The organism is Dyella sp. LX-66 (genome assembly GCF_018599165.1).
Classification (GTDB): domain Bacteria; phylum Pseudomonadota; class Gammaproteobacteria; order Xanthomonadales; family Rhodanobacteraceae; genus Dyella_D; species Dyella_D marensis.
Genome location: NZ_JAHFVJ010000013.1, coordinates 18,407 through 41,439, shown reverse-complemented (window position 1 = coordinate 41,439; position 23,033 = coordinate 18,407). Strand labels below are relative to the sequence as shown.

General features: G+C 68.5%; 20 protein-coding genes. 11 read left to right on the top strand and 9 right to left on the bottom strand.

Annotated elements, in window-relative coordinates; genetic code table 11:
• Positions 1-119 precede the first annotated feature (119 nt).
• The 4 genes from KK141_RS19610 to KK141_RS19595 all read right to left on the bottom strand — a co-directional run bounded on the left by KK141_RS19610 (position 120) and on the right by KK141_RS19595 (position 5,684).
• On the bottom strand, positions 120-692 hold the full coding sequence (locus tag KK141_RS19610; RefSeq protein ID WP_214572883.1) for a Sua5/YciO/YrdC/YwlC family protein: 573 nt from the start codon (positions 690-692) through the stop codon (positions 120-122).
• Positions 693-3,209, bottom strand: a complete 2,517-nt coding sequence (locus tag KK141_RS19605) for a DNA topoisomerase I (protein WP_214572884.1) — start codon at positions 3,207-3,209, stop codon at positions 693-695. It abuts the gene before it with no gap.
• A 136-nt stretch (positions 3,210-3,345) separates the two neighbouring features.
• Positions 3,346-4,482 carry a DNA-processing protein DprA gene (dprA, locus tag KK141_RS19600; RefSeq protein WP_214572885.1) on the bottom strand — a complete coding sequence of 379 codons (1,137 nt, stop codon included), beginning with the start codon at positions 4,480-4,482 and terminating at the stop codon, positions 3,346-3,348.
• Positions 4,483-4,559: 77 nt separating this feature from the next.
• The gene (locus KK141_RS19595; RefSeq protein WP_214572886.1) at positions 4,560-5,684 is read right to left on the bottom strand and encodes a LysM domain-containing protein; all 1,125 of its coding nucleotides are present in this window, start codon (positions 5,682-5,684) and stop codon (positions 4,560-4,562) included.
• A 191-nt stretch (positions 5,685-5,875) separates the two neighbouring features.
• Here KK141_RS19595 and def point away from each other — a divergent pair, with 191 nt between their 5' ends.
• From def to KK141_RS19570, 5 genes are all read left to right on the top strand, one after another.
• Entirely contained in the window at positions 5,876-6,385 is a 510-nt protein-coding gene (gene def / locus KK141_RS19590; protein WP_214572887.1) for a peptide deformylase, read from the top strand.
• Between the two features lie 11 nt (positions 6,386-6,396).
• On the top strand, positions 6,397-7,323 hold the full coding sequence (gene fmt / locus KK141_RS19585) for a methionyl-tRNA formyltransferase (protein ID WP_214572888.1): 927 nt from the start codon (positions 6,397-6,399) through the stop codon (positions 7,321-7,323).
• On the top strand, positions 7,320-8,615 hold the full coding sequence (gene rsmB / locus KK141_RS19580; protein WP_214572889.1) for a 16S rRNA (cytosine(967)-C(5))-methyltransferase RsmB: 1,296 nt from the start codon (positions 7,320-7,322) through the stop codon (positions 8,613-8,615). Before fmt ends, rsmB begins: the two co-directional genes overlap by 4 nt.
• 90 nt (positions 8,616-8,705) lie before the next feature.
• Positions 8,706-10,439 carry a glycosyltransferase family 39 protein gene (locus KK141_RS19575; RefSeq protein ID WP_214572890.1) on the top strand — a complete coding sequence of 578 codons (1,734 nt, stop codon included), beginning with the start codon at positions 8,706-8,708 and terminating at the stop codon, positions 10,437-10,439.
• A gap of 7 nt (positions 10,440-10,446) precedes the next feature.
• Positions 10,447-11,406: a glycosyltransferase gene (locus KK141_RS19570; protein WP_214572891.1), complete on the top strand. Its 960-nt coding sequence runs from the start codon at positions 10,447-10,449 to the stop codon at positions 11,404-11,406.
• Here KK141_RS19570 and KK141_RS19565 read toward each other — a convergent pair.
• The 4 genes from KK141_RS19565 to KK141_RS19550 are packed head-to-tail and all read right to left on the bottom strand — an operon-like array spanning position 11,403 to position 15,374.
• Positions 11,403-12,263, bottom strand: coding sequence for a glycosyltransferase family 2 protein (locus tag KK141_RS19565; protein ID WP_345777620.1), 861 nt, complete (start codon positions 12,261-12,263; stop codon positions 11,403-11,405). The genes KK141_RS19570 and KK141_RS19565 overlap by 4 nt on opposite strands.
• A complete protein-coding gene (locus KK141_RS19560; RefSeq protein WP_214572892.1) occupies positions 12,260-13,186 on the bottom strand; it encodes a glycosyltransferase family A protein in 927 nt (308 codons plus the stop codon). The genes KK141_RS19565 and KK141_RS19560 overlap by 4 nt, the downstream gene beginning before the upstream one ends.
• Positions 13,186-14,136, bottom strand: coding sequence for a UDP-glucuronic acid decarboxylase family protein (locus KK141_RS19555; protein WP_214572893.1), 951 nt, complete (start codon positions 14,134-14,136; stop codon positions 13,186-13,188). The genes KK141_RS19560 and KK141_RS19555 overlap by 1 nt, the downstream gene beginning before the upstream one ends.
• Entirely contained in the window at positions 14,133-15,374 is a 1,242-nt protein-coding gene (locus KK141_RS19550) for an O-antigen ligase family protein (protein WP_214572894.1), read from the bottom strand. The genes KK141_RS19555 and KK141_RS19550 overlap by 4 nt, the downstream gene beginning before the upstream one ends.
• Positions 15,375-15,554: 180 nt before the next feature.
• Here KK141_RS19550 and KK141_RS19545 point away from each other — a divergent pair, with 180 nt between their 5' ends.
• Genes KK141_RS19545 through KK141_RS19530 form a run of 4 tightly spaced genes read left to right on the top strand, consistent with a single transcriptional unit; the run spans position 15,555 to position 19,496 of the window.
• On the top strand, positions 15,555-16,370 hold the full coding sequence (locus tag KK141_RS19545) for a glycosyltransferase family 2 protein (protein ID WP_214572895.1): 816 nt from the start codon (positions 15,555-15,557) through the stop codon (positions 16,368-16,370).
• A gap of 2 nt (positions 16,371-16,372) precedes the next feature.
• Positions 16,373-17,404 carry a CDP-glycerol glycerophosphotransferase family protein gene (locus KK141_RS19540; RefSeq protein WP_214572896.1) on the top strand — a complete coding sequence of 344 codons (1,032 nt, stop codon included), beginning with the start codon at positions 16,373-16,375 and terminating at the stop codon, positions 17,402-17,404.
• A gap of 59 nt (positions 17,405-17,463) precedes the next feature.
• Complete coding sequence (locus KK141_RS19535; RefSeq protein ID WP_167253180.1) at positions 17,464-19,170, top strand: glycosyltransferase family 39 protein; 1,707 nt, start codon at positions 17,464-17,466, stop codon at positions 19,168-19,170.
• Positions 19,167-19,496: a hypothetical protein gene (locus KK141_RS19530; protein WP_167253178.1), complete on the top strand. Its 330-nt coding sequence runs from the start codon at positions 19,167-19,169 to the stop codon at positions 19,494-19,496. Before KK141_RS19535 ends, KK141_RS19530 begins: the two co-directional genes overlap by 4 nt.
• Position 19,497: 1 nt before the next feature.
• Here KK141_RS19530 and KK141_RS19525 read toward each other — a convergent pair whose 3' ends face one another.
• Positions 19,498-20,406: a lipid A biosynthesis acyltransferase gene (locus tag KK141_RS19525; RefSeq protein WP_214572928.1), complete on the bottom strand. Its 909-nt coding sequence runs from the start codon at positions 20,404-20,406 to the stop codon at positions 19,498-19,500.
• 99 nt (positions 20,407-20,505) lie between these two features.
• On the opposite strand from KK141_RS19525, the gene dtd reads away from it, so the two are divergent.
• A complete protein-coding gene (gene dtd / locus KK141_RS19520; RefSeq protein WP_214572897.1) occupies positions 20,506-20,946 on the top strand; it encodes a D-aminoacyl-tRNA deacylase in 441 nt (146 codons plus the stop codon).
• Positions 20,947-21,113: 167 nt separating this feature from the next.
• Positions 21,114-22,973 carry an RNA polymerase sigma factor RpoD gene (rpoD, locus tag KK141_RS19515; protein ID WP_214572898.1) on the top strand — a complete coding sequence of 620 codons (1,860 nt, stop codon included), beginning with the start codon at positions 21,114-21,116 and terminating at the stop codon, positions 22,971-22,973.
• The last annotated feature ends 60 nt before the right edge of the window (positions 22,974-23,033 follow it).

Below are 23,033 nucleotides of genomic sequence, written 5' to 3'. Positions count from 1 at the left end.
CGGATCGCGGATTGGGCCCGGCGAGGCTCTTCCCATCCTCGCGACCGCCGCTGAATACCTCCCCACTGGCGCCGGTAGCGTCCAGAGCGTATTCAGGCGGGCCGGCGAGCCGGCTCGGGTCAGGCGCGGATGATAGCGCCGGTGAGCGCGTCGCGGATCACCGTGGGCCGCTCCAGGCCCCCCAGCGGGGCGTCCAGCAGGCCGTCCAGAGCGGCGCCGAAGTAGCTCTCCACCGCCACCGCGGAACGGGCCGGCGGCTGGCCGTGCGGGTTGGCGCTGGTCGACACCAGCCCGCCGCCAAAGGCGCGGCACAGCGCGGCGGCGGGCTCGTGCGAGGTGACGCGCAGGGCGATGCCGGCATGGGCGCCGGCCACCCATTCGGGTACTTCGGCCGAGCGCGGGAAGATCCAGGTGTTCGGTCCGGGCCAGCTGGCGCGTACCTGCTCCATCACCTCATCGGGCACGGCGGCGCGCGCAATGTAACGCTCGACCTGCGCAAAATCCGCCGCGATCAGCAGCACGCCCTGGGTGGGCGGGCGCTGCTTCAAGGCGAAGATCCGCTCGAACGCCGCGCGGTCGTGCGGATCGCAGCCCAGGCCGAACACCGCCTCGGTGGGATACGCCAGCACGCCGCCGCCGCGCAATAGCGCGGCGGCTTCGTCGAGCTGGCCGAGCGCGAAGTGCCGGGCCACTCAGGCCTTGGCCTTGCCTGCTGCGGGCTTCTTCGCGGCGGCTTTCCTGGTGGCGGTTTTCTTGGTCGCGGTCTTTTTGGCTGCCGTCTTGGAGGCCGTCGTCTTCTTGGCTGCAGCCTTCTTCACCGCCGGCTTTTCCGCGGGCGCCTTCTTGGCGGCCGCCTTCTTCGCTGCCGGCGCGGCCTTTTTCGCCGCCTTCTTGGCCCCACCGCGACCCTTCTTTACCGGCGCCGCGGCGAGCAGTTCGATGCACTGCGCCTCGGTCAGGGTCTTCGGGTCCTGGTCCTTCGGGATGCGCGCGTTCTTCTCGCCGTCGGTGATGTACGGACCGAAGCGGCCGTTGAGCACCTGCACGCCGTTGCCGAAGTCCTGGATCACGCGGTTGGCGATCAACTCCAGCTTCTCCTGCACGATCTGCAGCGCGCGCGGCAGCTCGATGGTGTAGGGGTCGTCCTCGGCCTTGAGCGAGGCATAGGTGCTGCCTTGCTTCACGAACGGGCCGAAGCGGCCCACGCCCACCGACACCTCGTCGCCGTTCTCGGCCTGGCCGAGCTTGCGCGGCAGCTTGAACAGCTCCAGCGACTCTTCCAGGGTGATGGTGTGCATGCTCTGGCCCGGACGCAAGCTGGCGAACTGCAGCTTCTCGTCCGTGTCCTTGTCGCCGATCTGCGCATATGGCCCGTAGCGGCCCAGGCGCACCGACACCGGCTTGCCGGACTTCGGATCCGTGCCCAGCTCGCGCGCGCCGGTGGCCTCGCTGCGGTCGACGGTCTCGGTCTTTTCCTCGACCTGCTGCTTGAACGGCTGCCAGAAGCGTTCCATCAGCGGCACCCAGGCTTCCTCGCCGCGGCTCACCGCGTCGAGTTCGTCCTCGAGCTTGGCGGTGAAGTCGTAGTCGACGTAGCGGGTGAAGTGCTGGGTCAGGAACTTGCTCACCGCGCGGCCCACGTCGGTGGGCTTGAAGCGGCGGCTGTCCAGCAGCACGTATTCGCGGTTGAGCAGCACCTGGATGATGCTGGCGTAGGTCGACGGGCGGCCGATGCCGTGTTCTTCCAGCGACTTCACCAGGCTCGCTTCGGAATAGCGCGGCGGCGGCTCGGTGAAGTGCTGGTCGGCCAGGATGTCGTGCAGCGCGACCTGCTCGCCCTTTTCCAGCCTGGGCAGGCGGCGGCCTTCGTCGTCGTCCTCGGCGCTCTTCTGGTCGCGGCCTTCCTCGTACACGGCCAGGAAGCCCGGGTCGACCACGGTGGTGCCGGTGGAGCGGAAGCCCGCCTCACCGCCCTGGGCATGCGGCAGGGCGAAATCCACCGACACGGTGTTGAGCGTGGCGTGGATCATCTGGCAGGCGACGGTACGCTTCCAGATCAGCTCGTACAGCTTGCGCTGCTCGTCGTTGAGGTACGAAGCCACCTCGCGCGGCGTGTACATGGCCGAGGTCGGGCGGATCGCCTCGTGCGCTTCCTGCGCGTTCTTGGACTTGGACTTGTAGACCTGCGGATGGTCCGGCAGCGCCTTGTTGCCGTAGTCGCGCGCGATCAGCTGGCGCAGCTCGCCCACGGCGTCTTCGGACAGCGCCACCGAGTCGGTACGCATATAGGTAATGAGGCCAACGTTGCCCTCGCTGCCCAGCGACACGCCCTCGTACAGCCCCTGCGCCACCTTCATGGTGCGGCTGGTGGAGAAGCCGAGCTTGCGCGCGGCCTCCTGCTGCAGGGTGGAGGTGGTGAACGGCGGCGCCGGGCGGCGCTTGCGCTCCTTGCTGCCGACGTCGCTGACGGTGAGGCGGCCGTGCGCGGCTTCCTTCAGCGCCGCGCGGGCGGCCATGGCGTCGGCCTCGTTGGTGAGGTCGAACTGCTCGAACTTCTTGCCGTACAGGCGGGTGAGGCGCGCGCTGAAGTCGCCCTCGGGGTGGCGCAGCGCGGCTTCGACGGTCCAGTACTCGCGGGCGACGAAGGCTTCGATCTCTTCCTCGCGCTCCACGATCATGCGCAGCGCCGGGCTCTGCACGCGGCCGGCGGACAGGCCGCGCTGCACCTTGCGCCACAGCACCGGCGACAGGTTGAAGCCGACCAGGTAGTCCAGCGCGCGGCGCGCCTGCTGGGCGTCGACCAGGTCGTGCGAGAGCTGGCGCGGCTGGGCCACGGCGGCCTTGATCGCCTTGGGGGTGATCTCGGAGAACACCACGCGGTGCAGCTGCTTGCCCTTGGTCAGGCCACGCTGCTGCAGGATCTCGCTGATATGCCAGCTGATCGCCTCACCTTCGCGATCCAAGTCGGTCGCGAGGTAGATGTCGTCGGCCGCCTGGGCCGCCTTGGCGATGGCGTCGACGTGTTTCTGATTGCGCTCGATGATCTCGTAGGCCATGGCGAAACCATGGTCCGGATCGACCGCGCCCTCCTTCGGCTTCAGGTCACGCACGTGACCGTAGGAGGCCAGGACCTGGAAGTCCTTGCCCAGGTACTTGTTGATCGTCTTGGCCTTGGCGGGCGACTCGACGATGAGCAGATTCTTTGCCATGCAGCGGGGTTTCCAGAAGCCAACGGCCCGCACTTTGGCGGGCCTTCTTTATTTAGTTAAAGGCATGCCGCGCCAACGCCGTCAAGCTCGGTCTCGTGAAAACGAGGCATGGAGCCATTTCGGCCATCCGGCCCGGCTAGCCCGGCAGGCGCTGGTAGCGATTGCCCGGCAGGCTGCCCACCACGCCCTCCAGCTCCAGCATCAGCAGCATGGACGACAAGGCGGCGGCGGACTGCCCGGTACGGCCGGCCAGCTCGTCCAGGCTGGCCGGGTCGTGGCCCAGGGCGGCCAGCAGCTGGCCGTACTCCGGGTCGCCGCTCCAGCCCGCCTGGGCGGCCTGGACGGCGTGGCCCGGTGGCGCATCCTGCAGCCGCGCCGCCAGTTCCGCGCCCAGCGCGCGCGCCTGCGGCGCCAGCACCTCGGCCACTTCGGCCGCCGTTTCGACCAGCCGGGCGCCGTCGCGGATCAGCTGGTGGCAGCCACGGGACTGCGGATTATGAACGGAGCCGGGCAGCGCGAACACCTCCCGCCCCTGTTCGCCGGCCAGGCGGGCGGTGATCAGCGAGCCCGATTCGAGGTCCGCCTCGACCACCAGGGTGCCCAGGGCCAGGCCCGACAGGATGCGGTTGCGCCGCGGAAAATGCCCCGCCACGGCCGGCGTGCCCAGCGGGAATTCGCTGACCAGGACGCCTTCCTGGGCGATCCGGTGCGCCAGGGCCAGGTGCTTGCGCGGGTAGACGCGGTCCAGGCCGGTGCCCACCACCGCCACCGTGGGCCGGCCGGCATCCAGCGCGCCCAGGTGGGCCGCGCCGTCGACGCCGTCGGCCATGCCGCTGGTCACCACGAAGCCGGCCACGGCGAGATCCCGCGCGAACGCCCGCGCCTGCACCAGCCCGCCGGCGGTGGCGCTGCGCGAGCCGACGACCGCTACCTGCGGAAACAGCAGCAGCCCGGCGTCGCCGCTCACGAACAGCGCGGCGGGCGGGTTCGGGATCGCTTCCAGCAGGGGCGGGAAATCTGCCTCGGTGCAGCACAGCAGGCGGTGCCCCGGCTGGGCCAGCCAGGCCAGGTCGGCGGCGATCAGGGCTTCGTCCGGCCGCTCCAGCCAGGCCACGGCATCTGCGCCCAATGCCGCAGCGCGGCGCGGCGCATGCGCCAGCACGGTCTCGATGCGCCGGTCGTGGGCCAGCAGCCATTGGCGGAGGATGGAAGGCCCCAGGCCGGGGGTGCGCAGCAGGACCAGCCAGGCGCGCCATGCGTCGGTTTCGCTCATCCGCGCAGTTTATGGGCCGCGCAAACGAAAACGGCGCGGACTATGCCGCGCCGTTCTGTCAGCCGATGCCGATGCGCTTACTCAGGCATCGTCAGGCGGTCGCCCATCGAGATCGGCTTGATGCCGTCCATGACCAGGCCGTAGCTGACCTTGTCGAAGGTGCGGAACACCATCACGTGGCCGGCGAATTCCTCCGGCAGGGTCACCGGCTTGCCGGTGTCGCGGCGCCAGCTGTCGCTGGCCACGTCGTCGTTGATGGTCTCGCCCGGATGCATGATCGAGAAGGTCTGGCCGTTCTCCACGCCGTCCTTCGCACCGATCGACAGCGCCACCACCTGATGCGGGCCGACGGCCTCGAGCGCGTCGGTGAAGGCGATCACGCGGGAGTTGTCCGGCACCGACTTCGGCGCATGCGGGTAGTAGTACGGGTCGTAGGGCTTGTCGTCGATCGGCATGATGCGATCGCCCTTGCGGATCTCCTGGGTGGAATCCAGCAGCAGCAGGGTGGAGACGTCGCCGGTGCGCAGCGTTTCGGCATTGCCGATCACCGTCACTTCGGTACCCAGGTCGGTGCCGGAGCCGTAGTGGTGGTCGTTGCGGAATTCTTCGCGCCACGGGGTGGTGACCACCGAGGCGTCGTTGTCCAGCTCATGGCCGACCAACGGGTACGGCTCGCTGCGGTCGTCCTGGTTGAAGCCGCGGAAGGTATGCGTCGGGCGCACGATCGCCCAGCGCTGGCCCGGCTCGGACTTGAGGTTGCGCGCGTAGATGTTCTGGCCGACGGTGCCGCGCAGGCGGGCTTCCTCGAAGCCCATCACGTACGGCGACTGCTTCACCTCGTCCGAGCTCATCACGCGCGTTTCCTTGAGGAACATGCGCAGCGCGGACAGCGGGATGGCGGGGATCGGCTCGCCTTCGGCGCGCACGCGCGGCTGCAAGCCGAGGCGCGGACCGTTGATGAAGGAAAGATTGAGCACGTCGCCCGGATAGATCAGATGCGGGTTCTGCACCTGCGGGTTCGCCTGCCAGATCTCCGGCCACAGCCAGGGCTTGGAGAGGAAGCGCGCCGAAATGGCCCAGAGCGTGTCGCCCTTGCGCACGGTGTACGAATCGGGGTGGTCCGAACGCAATTGAGCGCCGGCAGCGTAAACGGCGACAGTGACCAGCATGCCGGCCAGCAGCCCGATGGACTTTCTAATCATAAACGGGATTCCCCCATCCCCCGATGCTCGGCGGAGTGTAACCGATGGTTTAACGCCCGCAACCAGAGCCAGTTGGCAGAATCCTCTGCCAGACACGGGGTTGCCGACGTACAATAAGGCTCATTCTAGATCGCGCCCGGGCTGGGTTTTCACCGATTCGCCCGCATTTTTGGCGCCGAGGTGTACACCAAATGCCGACCCTGACCATTCTCGAATTCCCCGACCCCCGCCTGCGCACCAAGGCCGAGCCCGTGCGCGTGTTCGACGCAGAACTCAAGCAGTTCGTCGCCGACATGTTCGAAACCATGTATGCCGCCAACGGCGTCGGCCTGGCCGCCACCCAGGTCAACGTGCACCAGCGCGTGCTGGTGGCGGACATGAGCGACGAGCGCAACGAGCCGCTGGCCCTGATCAATGCCGAGATTCTGGAAAAGGACGGCTCCCAGGTGTACCAGGAGGGCTGCCTGTCCTTCCCCGGCATCTATGCCGACGTGACCCGCGCGCTGAAGATCAAGGTCAAGGCGCAGGACGCCGACGGCAAGGAATTCGTGCTCGACGTGGAAGGCCCGCTGGCCGTGTGCATCCAGCACGAGATGGACCATCTGGCCGGCAAGGTGTTCGTCGATTACCTGTCGCCGCTGAAGCGCTCCATGCTGCTCAAGCGCATGGACAAGCAGCGCAAGCAGGCGGCCAGCGCTTGACGGGCGCGCCCTTGCGCGTCGTTTTCGCCGGCACGCCCGAGTTCTCCGTCCCCTGCCTCGAAGCCTGCCGCGCCAGCGGCGCCGAGGTCGTTGCCGTGTATACGCAGCCGGACCGCCCCGCGGGCCGCGGCCGCAAGCTCACGCCCAGCCCGGTGAAGCAGGCCGCGCTGGCGGCAGGCATCCCGGTGGAACAGCCCGAATCGCTGAAAAGCCAGGAAGCGCGCGACACGCTCGCGGCCTGCCGGGCCGACCTGATGGTGGTGGTGGCCTACGGCCTGATCCTGCCGCGCAAGGTGCTGGCCCTGCCGCGCCTGGGCTGCTGGAACGTGCATGCCAGCCTGCTGCCGCGCTGGCGCGGCGCCGCGCCGATCCAGCGCGCGATCCTGGCCGGCGACGCCGAAAGCGGCGTGGACCTGATGCAGATGGAAGCGGGCCTGGACACCGGCCCCGTGCTGCTGGAACGCCGCACGCCGATCGAGCGCACCGACACCGGCGGCAGCCTGCACGACCGCCTCTGCGCCCTGGGCGCCGACGTGCTGGCCGAAGGCCTGCGCCGCGTCATGGCCGGCGAAACGCTGAGCCCGCGCGCGCAGCCGGAGGAAGGCGTCACCTACGCGCACAAGCTGGACAAGGCCGAGGCCAAGCTCGACTTCCAGCGCGACGCGCTGAGCCTGGAACGCCAGGTGCGCGCCTTCGATCCCTGGCCCGTCGCCGAAGGCGAGATCGCCGGTGAAGCGCTGCGCATCTGGGCCGCCGAAGCCGTGGCGCGCGACCACGCGGCCGCCCCCGGCAGCGTGCTGTCCGCCGGCCGCGACGGCATCGAGATCGCCTGCGGCGAAGGCGCCCTGCGCGTGACCGCGCTGCAGCGCGCCGGCGGCAAGCGCATCGGCGCGGCCGACTATCTCAATGCGCGGCCCGAACTGCGCAGCGCTCGATGACCGACACCCGCGCCCTGGCCGCCCAGGCCCTCGCCGAAGTCGCCCTGCGCGGCGCCTCGCAACGCGACGCCACCGAGCGCTACGCCCCGCGCCTGGCCGACCCGCGCGACCGCGCCCTGTTCACCGCCCTGGTCAGCGACGGTGCGCGCTGGTGGCTGCGCTTCGACGCCGCCATCGACCGCCTGCTGGAGAAACCGCTGCGCCAGAAGGAACCGGCCGTGCACGCCCTGCTGGTGCTGGGCCTGGTGCAGCTGGAGATCCTGGAGCTGCCCGACTACGCCGCCGTCGCCGCCACCGTGCAGGCCGCGCGCGCACTACAGCGGCCGCGCATGGCCGGGCTGGTCAACGCCGTGCTGCGCCGCTGGCAGCGCGAGCGCGCCGAGCTGCTGGCCGCGCTCGACGCCAAGCCGCAGACCCGCCACGCCCACCCCGCCTGGCTGGCCAAGGCCATCGCCCGCGACTGGCCGGAACAGGCCGACGCGGTAATGGCCGCGAACAATATCGAGCCGCCGCTGATGCTGCGCGCCAACCGCCGCCGCAGCGGCCGCGACGACCTGCTCGAACGCCTGCGCGCCGCCGGCTATACCGCCGAGGCCCACGCCTGGCTGGCCGACGGCATCGTGCTGCCGCACAGCGCCGACGTCACCCGCATGCCCGGCTTCGCCGAAGGCCACTTTGCCGTGCAGGACGGCGCCGCCCAGGCCGCGGCGGATCTGGCCGAGGTGCGCGACGGCTTGCGCGTGCTCGACGCCTGCGCCGCCCCCGGCGGCAAGGCCTGCCATCTGCTCGAACGCGCCAGGCTCGACCTGATCGCGCTGGAATCCGACGCCGGCCGCGCCAAACGCATCGGCCAGAACCTCGACCGCCTCGGCCTCGACGCCGACGTGGTGATCGGCGACGCCGGCACCCCGGATACCTGGTGGGACGGCCGCCCCTTCGACCGCATCCTGATCGACGCCCCCTGCTCGGCCACCGGCGTCCTGCGCCGCCGGCCGGATGTGCGCCTGCACCGCCGCGACAGCGACGTCGCCACGCTGGCCGCGCAGCAGCGCCGCATCCTGCAGGCGCTGTGGCCGCTGCTGGCGCCGGGCGGGCGGCTGGTCTACGTGACCTGTTCGCTGCTGAAGGCGGAAAACGAGGCGGTGGTCGGCGAATTCCTGGCCAGCCAGCCCGAAGCACGCGCGGCCGCGTTCACCCTGCCCGCGGGGCAGGCGGCGGCGCTGGGCTGGCAGGTTCTCCCCGGGGATGGGGACCTCGACGGCATGTACTATGCCGTGCTCGAACGGGCCTGACCGGCGCGCCTAAGCGCCCGATAAGGCGCCCGGCTTAAAAAATCGCTTCACCCATCGCTACGTCGCGGCGCCGCCGCCGGAAGTCCACGCATGCCCGTTGCCTCGCAAGCCACTCTCCAGGAACGCCGCTATTTCTGGCTGCTGCTGATCTTCGCCGTGGTGGTGATCGGCGCCGGCATCGGCCTGCGCGATCCCTGGCCCTCGGACGAGCCGCGCTTCACCCTGGCCGCCAAGCAGATGGTGGACAGCGGCGACTGGCTGTTCCCGCATCGCGGCAGCGAGCTGTATTCGGACAAGCCGCCGATGCTGATGTGGACCGAAGCGGCCAGCTACACCGTGCTGCGCAGCTGGCGCGCGGCCTTCCTGCTGCCGTCGCTGCTGGCCGCGCTGGGCACCATGCTGCTGGTCTACGACCTGGGTCGGCGGCTGTGGAGCCGGCAGGCGGGCCTGTATGCGGCCGCGGCGCTGCTGGTGAGTTTCCAGTTCGTCTACCAGGTGAAACGCGCGCAGATCGATCCGCTGGTGATGTTCTACATCACCGCGGCGAACTGGGGCCTGCTGGTGCACCTGCTCAAAGGCCCGAACTGGCGTGCGTTCTGGTTCGGCTGTTTCTGCGCGGGTCTCGGTGTGATCACCAAGGGCGTGGGCGTGCTCGCGCTGTTCATGCTGCTGCCGTACCTGGTGGCGTGGCGCGGCGGCTGGGACGGCGTGTCGCGCATGGGCCCGGGCGCGTGGTGGCGCTGGCCGCTGGGCCTGGTGGCGCTGCTGGCGGCGATCGCGCTGTGGCTGGTGCCGATGCTGCTGGGCGCGAAGGCGCACGGCAACGACCCGGCCTATGCCGCATACGTCAACGACATCCTGTTCCACCAGACCGCCGGCCGCTACAGCAAGTCGTGGGACCACCACCACTCGCCGTTCTATTACGTGCCGATCGTGCTGTTCAGCTGGCTGCCGCTGTCGCTCACCTATCCGGGCACGCTGCCGCGCTGGTGGCAGCGGCTGAAGGCGAAGGACGCGCGCATCCTGCTGCCGCTGGGCTGGATCGTGCTGATCCTGGTGTTCTTCGCCATCCCCAAGGGCAAGCGCGACGTCTACATCATGCCGGCGCTGCCGATGCTGGCGCTGATCACCGGCCCCTTCCTGCACGAGCTGCTGCAGAAGCGCTGGCTGCGCATCGCGGGCCTGGTATTCATCGGCGTGATGGGCGCGGCCATGCTCGGCGTCGGCGCCGCGGCGTTGATCGCGCATCCGAAATTCGCCACCGAGTTCGCCACCGCGCGCGGCTTCGACGACGGAGGCCACGCGCTGTGGTGGATGTTCGTCGCCATCGGCACCGTGCAGCTGGCACTGATCGCCGCGCTGCGCCTGCGCCACGCCGTGTGGGCGGTATGCGGCGGCATGGCGGCGATGTGGCTGGCCTGGGGCCTGTGGGCGTATCCGCTGCTCAACGATTCCAGCTCCGCCGCCGCGCTGATGCAGGACGTGCGTGCACGCGTGCCGGCCAACGAAGAACTGGGCCTGGTCGCGTGGAAGGAACAGAACCTGCTGATGCTCGACCGCCCCGCCACCGACTTCGGCTTTACCGTGCCCTGGCACGAGCAGTACGTGGCGGCGGTGAAGTGGCAGGCGCAGGCTCCGGCGCACCGCTGGCTGTTCGCGCTGGACGGCGTGATGGACAAGTGCGTCGACCGCAGCAAGGCGATCAGCCTCGGCCACGCCAACCGCCGCGAGTGGTGGCTGTTCAAGGCCGACGCGGTGATCCCGGGCTGCACGCCGGGCGAGGACGTCGACCGCGTGCCGGCCAGTACCGCCGATTCCGAGTGATCGCCCGATGGCGCGCCTTGACCTGATCGGACGCGACAACGGCGCCGGCCTCAGCCGCGACATGGCCTTGCTGGCCGAGGCGCTGCGCGAGGCCGGCAACGATGTCGCGCTCAGCGGCCTGCCGCATCGCGGCCGCCTCGCCGAATGGGCAACGCGGCTGCGCCTGGCCTGGCGCGCGCCGGCGCAGGACATCAACCTGATGCTGGAACGCATCCGCCCCGAGTTCCTGCGCGGTGCGCGGCGCAACGTGGTGATTCCGAATCCCGAATACTTCCGCCCGTTCGATCGCGCCCACCTCGCCTCGATGGATGCGGTGTGGGTGAAGACGCGCCATGCGGAACGCCTGTTCGGCGCGCTCGGTGCGCGCACGCAGTACATCGGCTTCACCAGTCCGGACCGGCTGGATGCCTCGGTGCCACGCAAGCATGCGTTCTTCCATGGCCCGGGCCGCAGCGGCAACAAGGGCACCGAAGCGCTGCTGCGCCTGTGGGCCGCACACCCGTCGTGGCCGCAGCTCACCGTGGTGTGGCGGCGCAAGCGCGTGGATATCGGCGCGCTGCCGGCGAACGTCACGCTGCTGCGCGAGCATCTGGACGACGCCGCGTATCGCCGGCTGCAGAACGAACACCGCTTCCACCTGTGCCCGTCGCAGACCGAAGGCTACGGCCACTACCTGGTCGAGGCGATGAGCTGCGGCGCGGTGGTGGTGACGCTCGATGCCGAGCCGATGAACGAACTGGTCACCGCCGCGCGCGGCGTGCTGGTGCCCGCGCGCGCCGAGGGCATGCAGGACCTGGCCACGCTTTATGGCTACACGGACGAGTCGATGGCCGCGGCGATCGAACACTGCATCGCGATAGATACGGCCACCGCCGGGCAACTCGGCGATGCCGCGCGCCACTGGTATGAAAGCAATCGCGCCGCCTGGCCGCAGCGCCTGCACCAGGCCATCGTCGCGCTGGATTAGCGGGCCGCCGCGCCTGTGGCGAACTCCGCCAGGTGACGATCGATACCCTTTTCGCAGCGCGTGATGCGCAGCTCCCGCGTGGCATGGAACAGGCGGTTGTTCGGCAGGGTCGGATCGTCGACATCTTCCTGCGCACGCGACTTGTGCTCCAGGTGCACCGCCAGCGCGGCCCACTTCAACTGGCGCCGGCGCAAGCCGGCGTTCTCCAGGCGCGCCACCAGTTCGCGATCTTCCGCGCCATAACCTTCCATGCGCTCGTCGAAACCGTTGACGCGCAGCAGATCGTCGCGCCAGAAACTCATATTGCAGCTCATCACGCGTCCGCCGCTGCGCGAGCGTGCCTTCCAGCGCGCCAGCAGCGGCTGACGGAACGCGTACAACCTGCGCGTACCGTCGAATTCGTGGAAGTTCGCGCGCAACCACGGCGCGAAGGTCGGCTTGCCGCCGGCCAGCAGGCGCGCGCTTTCCGCATGATCGGCCTTCAGACGGCCGCCCTGCAGGAAATAGCCCGGCTCGGCCAGCATCAGATGGTCGGCAATGAAGCGCGGATGCACCAGCATGTCGCCGTCGAGCAGGATGACGTAGTCGCCGCGGCTGGCGGCGATGCCGCGGTTGCGCGCCCGCGCGGCGCGAAAGCCCAGGTCCTCGTGCCAGATATGGCGTAGCGGCACCGGATAGGTGGCGGCGAGCCGCTCGATCAACGCACGCGTTTCCTCGCCCGAACCGTCGTCGGCGACGATCACTTCCAGCGGCAGCACCACCTGCGCCGCCAGGCTGCGCAGCTCACGCTCCAGCGCCGCGGGCCAGTTGTAGGTCAGCACCACCACGCTGACGCGGCTGCCGTCCAGCGCTTTCACGACGACGCCTTCCCGGCGCGCCGGCCGCGGCGCAGGATCGATAAGGTGCGGTCCAGGCGCTTGGGCCAGCCCGCCGTGCCGACACGCAGCGCCATGCGTGCATAGCGCCAGGTCTCTTCCTTCGACGGCGCCGGCTTGCTGAGGAATTCGAACTTGATCAGGTCCAGCGTGCGGTCGTCCATATGCATGCGCTGGGCGTAATGGTTGATCAGCACGCGCGAGCGCCACAGGCTGCCGAACTGGTTGCCCTGGTGCTGCGCATGCCACCAGCCGTTGGCGCCGTGGACGCGGTAGCCGACCATGCCGGTGGGCAGAAAGTACTTGCGCGCACCCAGCACGCTGGCGCCGAACACCAGGCAGTTGTCCGCGGAAATGCGCCAGCTGCGCAGGAATTCGTCCGGCAGGTCCAGCGTGCGCTGCGCCCAGATGCGGCGCATCGACAAGGCCGAGGTCGCCGCGCCGTACCAGTGCGCGGTCATCCAGGTGCTGATCGCGGTGTAGCCGAGGTCGACCGCTTCCCTGGCATAACCCTGGATACCCTCTTCCTTGCCGAACAGGCGCACGTCCGTGAACAGGAAATCCACGTCGCGGCGCTGGTCGTAGACCTCGCCGAGGGTGGCCAGGTAGTCCTTCTCCCACACGTCGTCCGCATCGAGAAAGCACACCACGTCACCGATCACGCCTTCCATGCCACGCACGAAGGCGGACAGCTGGCCGCCGTTCTCCACGCAGCGCAACGTGACGCGCGGGTCGTTGCCGTAGCGCTCGGCCAGCCAGGCGGACGAGCCGTCGATGGAACCATCGTCCATCACGATCAGCTGCGCGGCCGCGCGTGTCTGTGCCAGCACGCTGTCGACCGCCGCGCCGACGTAGTCGCGGTAGTTGTAATTGGTGACGATGACGCTGAAGCTCACGCCCGCCATCAGCCGGCCCCGCCGTGGAGCAGGTGGCGGAAGTAGGCGATGGTCTCGCGCAGGCCGTCGTCCAGATTCACGCGCGGCTCCCAGCCCAGTTTCTCCTTGGCCAGACCGATGTCGGGCTGGCGCTGGCGCGGATCATCCGCCGGCAGCGGACGGAACACCAGCTTCGAGCGGCCGCCGACCAGCTGCAGCACGTGCTCGGCCAGCTGCAGCATGGTGTACTCGGCAGGGTTGCCGATGTTCACCGGACCGGTGAAGCCTTCTTCGCTTTGCATCATGCGGATGATCGCCTCGATCAGATCGTCCACGTAGCAGAAACTGCGCGTCTGGCTGCCATCGCCGTAGATGGTGATGTCCTCGCCGCGCAGGGCCTGCACGATGAAGTTGCTCACCACGCGGCCGTCGTTGGGATGCATGCGCGGGCCGTAGGTGTTGAAGATGCGCACCACTTTGATGTCCAGCGCGTGCTGGCGGTGGTAATCGAAGAACAGGGTCTCGGCGCAGCGCTTGCCTTCGTCGTAGCAGCTGCGGAAGCCGATCGGGTTGACCCGGCCCCAGTAGTCCTCGGTCTGCGGATGCACTTCCGGATCGCCATAAACCTCGCTGGTGGAGGCCTGCAGGATGCGCGCGCGCGTGCGCTTGGCCAGCCCCAGCATGTTGATCGCACCGTGCACGCTGGTCTTGGTGGTCTGCACCGGATCGTGCTGGTAGTGCACCGGCGAGGCCGGGCAGGCTAAATTGAAGATGCGCTCCACTTCCACGTAGAGCGGGAAGGTCACATCGTGGCGCATCAGTTCGAAATACGGATGCGTCAGCAGATGCGCGATGTTCTGCTTGCTGCCGGTAAAGAAATTGTCGACGCACAGCACATCATGCCCGTCGCGCAGCAGGCGATCGCACAGATGCGAACCCAGAAAGCCCGCACCGCCGGTCACCAGCACTTTTTTATTCATGGAGAATCCTGCCCCGGCTGACCGGGAGAAACATGGATGGATCGGGAATGCTGCTCGCGCTCGCGCCAGGCCCGGCCCACGGCGAGAGCGAACGGCAGCCACACCAGCAGCCAGGCCGGGCGCGGGCTGTCGAGCATCTGCGGCATGTCGAACTGCAGCACCACCGAGGCGAACACCCACAGCGCCAGGATCAGCCGGCCCGACAGGCTGGCGCGGCTCTTCCAGCCCTGCCAGGCCACCATGCACCACAACGCGATGGTCAACAGCAGGCCCGGCAGGCCCAGCTCCACCGTCACCTGGGTCAGCAGGTTATGCGTGTGCACGTAGGTCACGCCATTGACCGGCAGGCTGAAGGGCGAGCCCTGGCCGAGGCCGAGCAACGGATGCTGCGCGATCAGGCGCATCGACTGCTCGAACAGCTCCGGCCGCAGCGACGTACCGCGCTCGGTGAGCACGCTGAGCGGATGCACCAGCATCACCAGCGCGATCAGCGCCACGCCGGCGGCCAGCCAGCGGAACGCGCGCCCCGGCTGCCACGCCGGCATCAGCATGAAGGCCAGGCCGATCGCCAGCCACACGCCGCGCGACTGCGTCAGCGCCACGAACACCAGCAGCAGGACGATGGCGCCGTACCGGCCCAGCGACCAGCGCACGTCCTCGACCGGCAGCTGGCTGAGGTATAGCGCGGTCGCGCCCATCATCGCCGCCGCGTAGTTGGCGGTCGCGATGGTGCCCTCGCCGATGATGCGGTCATCCTCCGGCGAGGTCATGAAAAAACGCACGCAATAGAACAACGCGCACGCCGCCACCAGCAGCCCCACCGGCAGCAGCAACGCACCGATACGCCGCGGCTCGTCGGCCGCATAAACCTGCCAGCCCAGCACGAAGGCCAGCACACTCAGCAGACGCCCCACTTCCTCGGCCGGGTGAGCTACATGTCCCCAGGCCAGCGACAGCGTCGCCCAGGCCAGCAACAGCAGAAACACCCGAAACGCGGGCAGCGGCCAGAGCTCTCGCCACACGCGGGCACGCCCGGCAAAAGCCAGCGCCAGCGCCGGCAGGTACAGCAACAGGGTCAGGCTGTACTGGTAGATCCGGCCGGGGTTGAGCGACGCCCCCGCCGGCATCACCACCAGCCCCAGCAGCATCCACGCAATACCCACGCCGACGAGCAGACGCCCGAGGCGGTACCGCTCGGAGGGGGGCCACGCGTTCGAGGGATTTATCTCGTTCTCCATCACTACCTGCTTGTCTCGTTACAGCCTGGGGAACGCTGCGCCGCATAGTCTCAGGGTTGGCACTCGCGTTGTCAGCAGGCAGGGTGCGCTTTCCATCCCAGATGGGACCTGACCCGCCTTTCAGACTTCAACGTCCCGGCCGCCGGATCAGGAAATGACGGTTGCGGCTAGAATCGCCGGATGCAGACGCTCCCCCTCACCCTCGTCGTGATGACCTACAACGAGGCGAAGAACATCGCCCGTTGCCTGGACAGCGTGCCGTTCGCCGCCGAAAAAGTGGTGATCGACAGCGGCAGCACCGACGACACGGTGGCGCTCGCCCAGGCCCGCGGCGCGCGCGTGGTGCACCAGGACTGGCTGGGCTTCGGCCCGCAGCGCAACTTCGCCAGCACCCAGGCCGGCCACGACTGGATCCTGGCCCTGGACGCCGACGAATACCTCACCCCGGCCCTGGCCGAGGAGATCGCCGCCAAGCTCCCGGCCCTGATGGCCGGCGACACCTGCGCCGTGTGGCTGCGCCGCGCCACCATCTACATGGGCGCGCCGATGCGCTTCTACCTGCCCTCGATGGGCGAGAAGATGGCCCGCCTCTACCACCGCGGCCGCGCCCGCTGGGCCGACGTGCGCGTGCACGAGTCGCTGCGCTTCGACGGCCCGTCAGCCATCTTCCAGGCCCGTTTCAACCACGAGAACAACCCCAGCCTGCCGGAGAAGCAGATCAAGGTGCTGCGCTACGCGGAGCTGAAGTGCCGCGACTGGCTGGAGAAGGACAAACCCGTGCGCATGTGGCAGACGCCGTTCGTGTTCGCGCTGGCCTTCCTCAAGGACTACCTGTTCCGCCTGGCCTTCCTCGACGGCTGGCGCGGCTACGCCATCGCCCAGACCGCCGCCTCGTATGCGGTGTACAAGCGCATGCGTTACTACGAGATGCGCCATAACCCGGCCTCCATCGAGAGCGCGGCCGCCGCGCTCCACCGCCACGGAATCGACCGCTGACCATGCCCAAGCACTACCTTCTGTACGGCTCCGAGCGCTACGCGCTGGCCATCCTGCGGCCGGTGCAGGACGCCATCCGCGCGCGCGGCGACGAGGCGGCATGGTTCTTCGACGGCCCCGGCGCGGAAGACCTGGTCGAAGGCGAGCGCCTGCTTACGGTGCGCGAAGTGCGCGCGTGGAAGCCGATCGCCTGCATCACCTCGTCCAACCACCTGCCGCATTTCTTCCCCGGCGTGAAAGTGGAAACCTTCCACGGCTTCGACGCCGGCAAGCCCCGCCACATCTATATCCGCGGCTTCTTCGACCTGTACTGCACCACCGGCCCGCGCGACACCGTGCAGTTCCAGGCGCTGGCCGACGAGCTCGGCCACTTCGCGGTGGCCGAGACCGGCTGGCCCAAGCTCGACCCCTTCATGAAGGAGATCGCCGGCCCGCTGCCGCCGGTGCGCGAGAAGCCGGTGATCCTCTATCACTCCACTTTTTCGCCCTCGTGGAGCGCAGCTGAGACCCTGTACGAAGAGGTGAAGCGCCTCTCGAGCAGCGGCGAGTGGCAGTGGATCGTCACCTTCCATCCCAAGATGAATCCGGAGACGGTGGCCAAGTTCAAGGCGCTGCAGGGCGAGCACCTGACCTTTGCCGAGAACGACAACATCCTGGAGCTGTTCCCGCAGGCCGACCTGATGTGTTCGGACACCTCTTCGGCGCTGAGCGAGTTCCTGCTCACCGGCAAGCCGGTGGTGACCTTCAAGAACCGCCGCCCGGGGCCGCAGCTGATCGATATCGACGATGCCGCGCAGTTCGAGCCGGCCATCCGCCGGGCGCTGAGCCGCCCGCCGGAGCTGATGCAGGCCATCCGCGACTTCGCCGACGCCATCCACCCGTACCGCGACGGCCATTCCAGCGAGCGCGTGCTGGATGCGATCGACGCCTTCATCGCCAAGGGCGGACGCAGCCGCAAGCCGAAACCGGGCAACTGGTGGCGCAAGCTCAAGCTGCGGCGCCGTATCGGATATTGGGGTCCGGCCCGCTCCTAAAGCCCCCGGACAGAAAAGCCGCACTAGAATCGCAACCCTCCTGAGAAAGAGCCGCCCCCTTGCCTTCCAGCGCCTACAGCCGTTCCGAACACCTGCGCTCCCTGTGGCCCTGGCTGCCGCTATGGACCGTGGTCGCCCTGCTGGCGATCTTCTCGCACGGCCCGATGCCGCTGTATTCCACCCGCACCCTGGCGGTGGCGTGGGAGATGTGGAGCCACGGCCACTGGCTGGTGCCGCATATCAACGGCCAGCCGTACAGCGACAAGGTGCCGCTGCTGTTCTGGATGATCCATGCCGGCTGGTTCGTGTTCGGCGTGAACGACGTGTGGCCACGCGTCCTGGAAGTGATCTTCGGCGGCACCCAGCTGGTGCTGCTGGCCACGCTGGCGCGGCGCCTGTTCCCCAACCGCCCGTGGGTGGCCAAGGGCGCGCCGTGGATGCTGCTGGCGCTGGGCTACGCCTTCCTGTTCGGCCTGCAGGTGATGTACGAGGTGCTGCTGGCGGTATGGGTGCTGGCGGCACTGCTCACCCTCACCCCGAAGGCCGGCCGCGAAGAGCCGCGCTGGCTGCTGTTCGGCCTGTGCATCGGCGCCGGCCTGATGACCAAGGGCCCGGTGATGCTGCTGCACGTGGCCTTCCCCTGGCTGCTGGGCCCGCTGTGGAACGACTGGGCCAACCGCCACCGCGGGCGCTGGTACGGCCGCGGCCTGCTGGCGGTGCTGCTGGGCGGCATCATCCTGCTGGCCTGGGCGCTGCCGGCCGGCTTCAGCGGCGGCGACGACTATCGGCACCGCCTGTTCTTCACCCAGACCGCCGGCCGCGTGGTGGATGCGTTCGACCATGCCCGCCCGTTCTGGTGGTACCTCACCATGATCCCGGCCCTGCTGTTCCCGTTCAGCGGCTGGCCGCGGGCCTGGGTGGCGCTGGGCGCGCTGCGCCGTCCGCTGGAGCCGGGCATCCGTTTCGGGCTGTGCTGGCTGCTGCCGGTGCTGGTGGCGTTCTCGCTGATCAGCGGCAAGCAGCTGTACTACCCGCTGCCGGAATTTGCCGGTGCCTGCCTGCTGCTGGCCGGCGCCATCGCGGTGCTGCGCGAGCAGCGGCCCAAGCTGGCCAACACGGCGTGGCTGGGCACCTGGCCGCTGGGCGTGGGCGGCATCCTGTTCGCGGTGTTCCTGTTCGTGCTGCCGAACCTGGTGGCGCACAACCTGATGCACGGCGAGTTCATCGATTCGACCTCGCAGTACAGCCGCTTCTTCAGCGTGGTGTTCGTGGTGCTGGGCGCGCTGCTGCTGCTGCGCGGCCGCGGCGAGCTGCGCCGCCTGGCGGTGGCCGGCCTGATCGGCGTGCTGGCGCTCAACACGCTGTTCACCCTGACCATGTGGCCGAACTTCGACCTGCGCCCGGCCGCCCGCCTGCTGGGCGCGGCGGACGGCGAAGGCCGCGCCATCGGCTACGTCGGCAACTACGAAGGCCAGTTCCATTTCGAAGGCCGCCTGAGCCGGCCGATCGAGCGCCTGAGCGAAGGCGAGTCGATCCAGGCCTTCGCCCGCCTGCATCCGGACGGCCTGATCATCACCCGCCCCGAGAAACTGGCCGACGCCGACCTGCGCTACCCGCTGCTGGTGCAGCCGTTCCGCTCCAGCTGGGTGGTGATCTGGCCGGCCTCGTCGCTGGCCGCCCAGCGCGCCGGCCACACCCCGGCCGAACCGCCGCACCCGACCCGGCTGTACCAGGTCGACGCGTGGCGGTACCGCGCGATGCAATGAGCTCGCCGCTGATCGCCAACCTGCGCGCGCAGTGCGGCGGCCCCCGCGACGGTGCGCTGCTGCGTTTCTCGCTGGGGAATGCCTTGCTGGCCGAAGGCGATGCGCCGGCCGCGGCGGAGGAATTGCGCCACGCCGTGCGTTTCGATCCACGCTATTCCGCCGCGTGGAAATTGCTGGGCAAGGCGCTGCTGGCGGTGGAAGACCGCGCCGGCGCCGCGGAGGCCTGGAGGCAAGGCATCGACGCCGCGCGCGAGCGCGGCGACAAGCAGGCGGAAAAGGAAATGGCCGTGTTTCTGCGCCGGCTGGAGCCGAAGGACGCGGGCTGAGTCAGCGCGCCCCGTCCAGCACTTCCGGATGGTCGTACGGACTCGGCCGATCGTTCGCCGAATACCGCTTGTAGTGCCACTGATACTGCGCATACGCCAACTCCACGCAGTTCTGCACGCCGTGATTGAGCGCCGCGCACGCCACGCCCTGATCCGCATCCGCCAGCCCTTCCGGCGCCGGCAGCAGATGGATGCGGAAGCCTTCGCCACGCGGCAGGCGCTCGGCGAACGCGAACAGCACCGTCGCCCCCGTGCGCGCCGCGAGGCGCGGCAGCAGCACCATGGTCAGCGCTTCGCGGCCGAAGAACGGGGCGAATTCGCCCTCGCCTTCGCGCGGCTTCTGGTCCGGCAGGATACCCACCGTGCCGCCCGCGCCCAGCCGCTTGAACAGCGTGCGCACCCCGGCGCCCTCGGCGCGCACCTGCTCCGGCGCCAGCGCACCGCGCGCCTTGCGCAGCAGGCCCTCGACCGCGGCGATGCGCGGCGGACGGTACAGGATCGCCATCGGGGTCTTGCGGCATAGCCAGTAATTGAGCAGCTCCCAGCAGCCCAGGTGCGGCGCGGCGATGATCACGCCGCGGCCGGACGCCAGCGCCGCGTCGAACAGCGCCTCGCCACGCACTTCGCGGACCAGGTCCAGCGCGCGTTCGGCGTCGCTGCCCCAGATCTTGGCGATCTCGGTGATCGACTTGCCGCTCTCGATCATCACCTCGCGCAGCAGCGCCGCGCGCGCCGGCGCGTCCAGCTGCGGCCGGGTGATGCGGATATTCACTGCGGTGTTCTGCACGGTCTTGCCGTCCAGCCGCAGCGACAGCCGGCCCAGCAGCGCGCCTGCGCCGTGCAGGGCCCGCAGAGGCAGCAGGCCGACCAGGCGCAGCAGGAGGTAGAGCAGGAAGATATCGAAGCGCATGAGCCGCACAGTGTAGCGGCTCAAGCCGTGCACCCTCCGGCCGCTACCTCGTTTTGTGGGTAATCTTTGCGCCCCCGCCGCCAGCCCAGCCGCTTATCGATGATCGCCCTGATCCAGCGCGTCCTTTCCGCCCACGTCGACGTGGATGAAGAAACCGTCGGCGCCATCGGCCCCGGCCTGCTCGCCCTGGTGGCGGTGCAGCCGGCCGACGACGAGGCCAGCACCCGCCGCATGCTCGAGCGCCTGCTCGGCTACCGCGTGTTCGCCGATGAACAGGGCCGCATGAACCGCTCGCTCAAGGACACCGGCGGCCAGCTGCTGCTGGTCAGCCAGTTCACCCTGGCCGCCGACACCCGCTCCGGCATGCGCCCCAGCTTCACCAGCGCCGCCTCGCCCGAACAGGGCCGGCTCTGGTTCGACCGGCTGGTGGCATTGGCCCGCGCGGCGCACCCGGGGGTGGAAATCGGGCGCTTCGGTGCCCATATGAAAGTCCAGCTGGTCAACGACGGACCGGTCACCTTCTGGCTCGAAACGCCATGACCGCGGACCCACCGGGCAACCGCGACGATTCCGAAAAAAACTTCACAGACATCGGGTGTTTGGCGCGCTTTTTGCGTGCGCCGGATACCCATATCTTTCACTTGAAAACTGGTCAAAAAAGCATCACATCGCTATACTGATCGGTTCCTGCATCCGCGGCGGTAGGTATGAACAACAAAGCTCCCGAGCAACAGTCTGAAATCAAGGCGCTTATCTCCAAAGGTCTCGAGCAGGGCTACCTGACCTACGCCGAAATCAACGACCACCTGCCCGACGACATCGTCGATCCGGAGCAGATCGAAGACATCATGGCCGTCCTCAAGGGCGTGGGCATCGAAGTGCACGATGCCGCCCCGGACGCCGACCCGCTTTCCGACAACGCCAGTGGCACCGCCACCGACGACGAAGCCGCGGCCGAAGAAGCCGTCGCCCTGCTGTCGGCCGTCGACTCCGAAGTGGGCCGCACCACCGACCCGGTGCGCATGTACATGCGCGAGATGGGCACGGTCGAGCTGCTCACCCGCGAGGGCGAAATCGCCATCGCCAAGCGCATCGAGGAAGGCCTCGGCCAGGTGCAGACCGCGCTGGCCAGCTTCCCGCTCACCATCGAGATGCTGCTGGAGGAATACGACCAGCACCTGGACGGCAAGCGCCGCCTGAGCGAGATCCTGGCCGGCTTCGCCGACCTGGAGGAAGCCGCCGACGCCGCCCTGGCCGCCGCCGAAGTGGACGCCGGCGACAACGACGCCGAAGCCGACGAGGACGAGGAAACCGAAGGCGCCAGCGAGGACGAGGAGACCGGCCCGACCGGCCCCGATCCGGAAGAGGTCAAGCGCCGCATGGAGCTGCTGCGCGACTACTACGGCAAGTTCCAGAAGGCCTCGGCCAAGACCACCGACATCGGCGACAAGAAGATCATCAAGCTGCGCGAGCAGATGGCTGAGGAATTCCTCAAGCTCAAGCTGCCGTCCGCGCTGATCGACAGCTTCGTGCGCAAGCTGCGTGAGGTGGTGAACGACATCCGTCACCACGAGCGCGTGCTGATGGACATCTTCGTCAAGCAGGTGAAGATGCCCAAGGCCGAGTTCATCAAGACGTTCCCCAGCAACGAGGGCAACCTCGAGTGGGCGAACGAGCTGGGCCGCAAGCGCCAGAAGTGGTCGCCGAACATCAAGAACTACAAGGAAGCGATCGACGCCGAGCAGGAAAAGCTCGCTTCCATCGAGCACAAGCTGTTCCTGCCGCTCACCGACATCAAGGAAATCAACCGCACCATGTCGGTCGGCGAGGCCAAGGCCCGCCGCGCCAAGAAGGAAATGGTGGAGGCGAACCTGCGCCTGGTGATCTCGATCGCCAAGAAGTACACCAACCGCGGCCTGCAGTTCCTGGACCTCATCCAGGAAGGCAACATCGGCCTGATGAAGGCGGTGGACAAGTTCGAATACCGCCGCGGCTACAAGTTCTCCACGTACGCCACCTGGTGGATCCGCCAGGCCATCACCCGCTCGATCGCCGACCAGGCGCGCACCATCCGCATCCCGGTGCACATGATCGAGACGATCAACAAGCTCAACCGCATCTCCCGCCAGATGCTCCAGCAGTTCGGCCGCGAGCCGACGCCGGAAGAACTGGCCAAGGAAATGGAGATGCCGGAAGACAAGATCCGCAAGGTGCTGAAGATCGCGAAGGAACCGATCTCGATGGAAACCCCCATCGGCGACGACGAAGACTCGCATCTGGGCGATTTCATCGAGGACACCAACGCCAGCTCGCCGATCGAGTCGGCCACGGAAACCGGCCTGATGGAAACCGTGCGCGAAGTGCTCGCCGGCCTCACCCCGCGCGAGGCCAAGGTGCTGCGCATGCGCTTCGGCATCGACATGAATACCGACCACACCCTGGAAGAGGTCGGCAAGCAGTTCGACGTGACCCGCGAGCGCATCCGCCAGATCGAAGCCAAGGCCCTGCGCAAGCTGCGCCACCCGAGCCGCTCGGAGCAGCTGCGTTCGTTCCTCGATATCGATTGATCGGACCTTAAGCGAACGGTAGAAAGCGAAAAGCCCCGCGCATGCGGGGCTTTTCTTTTG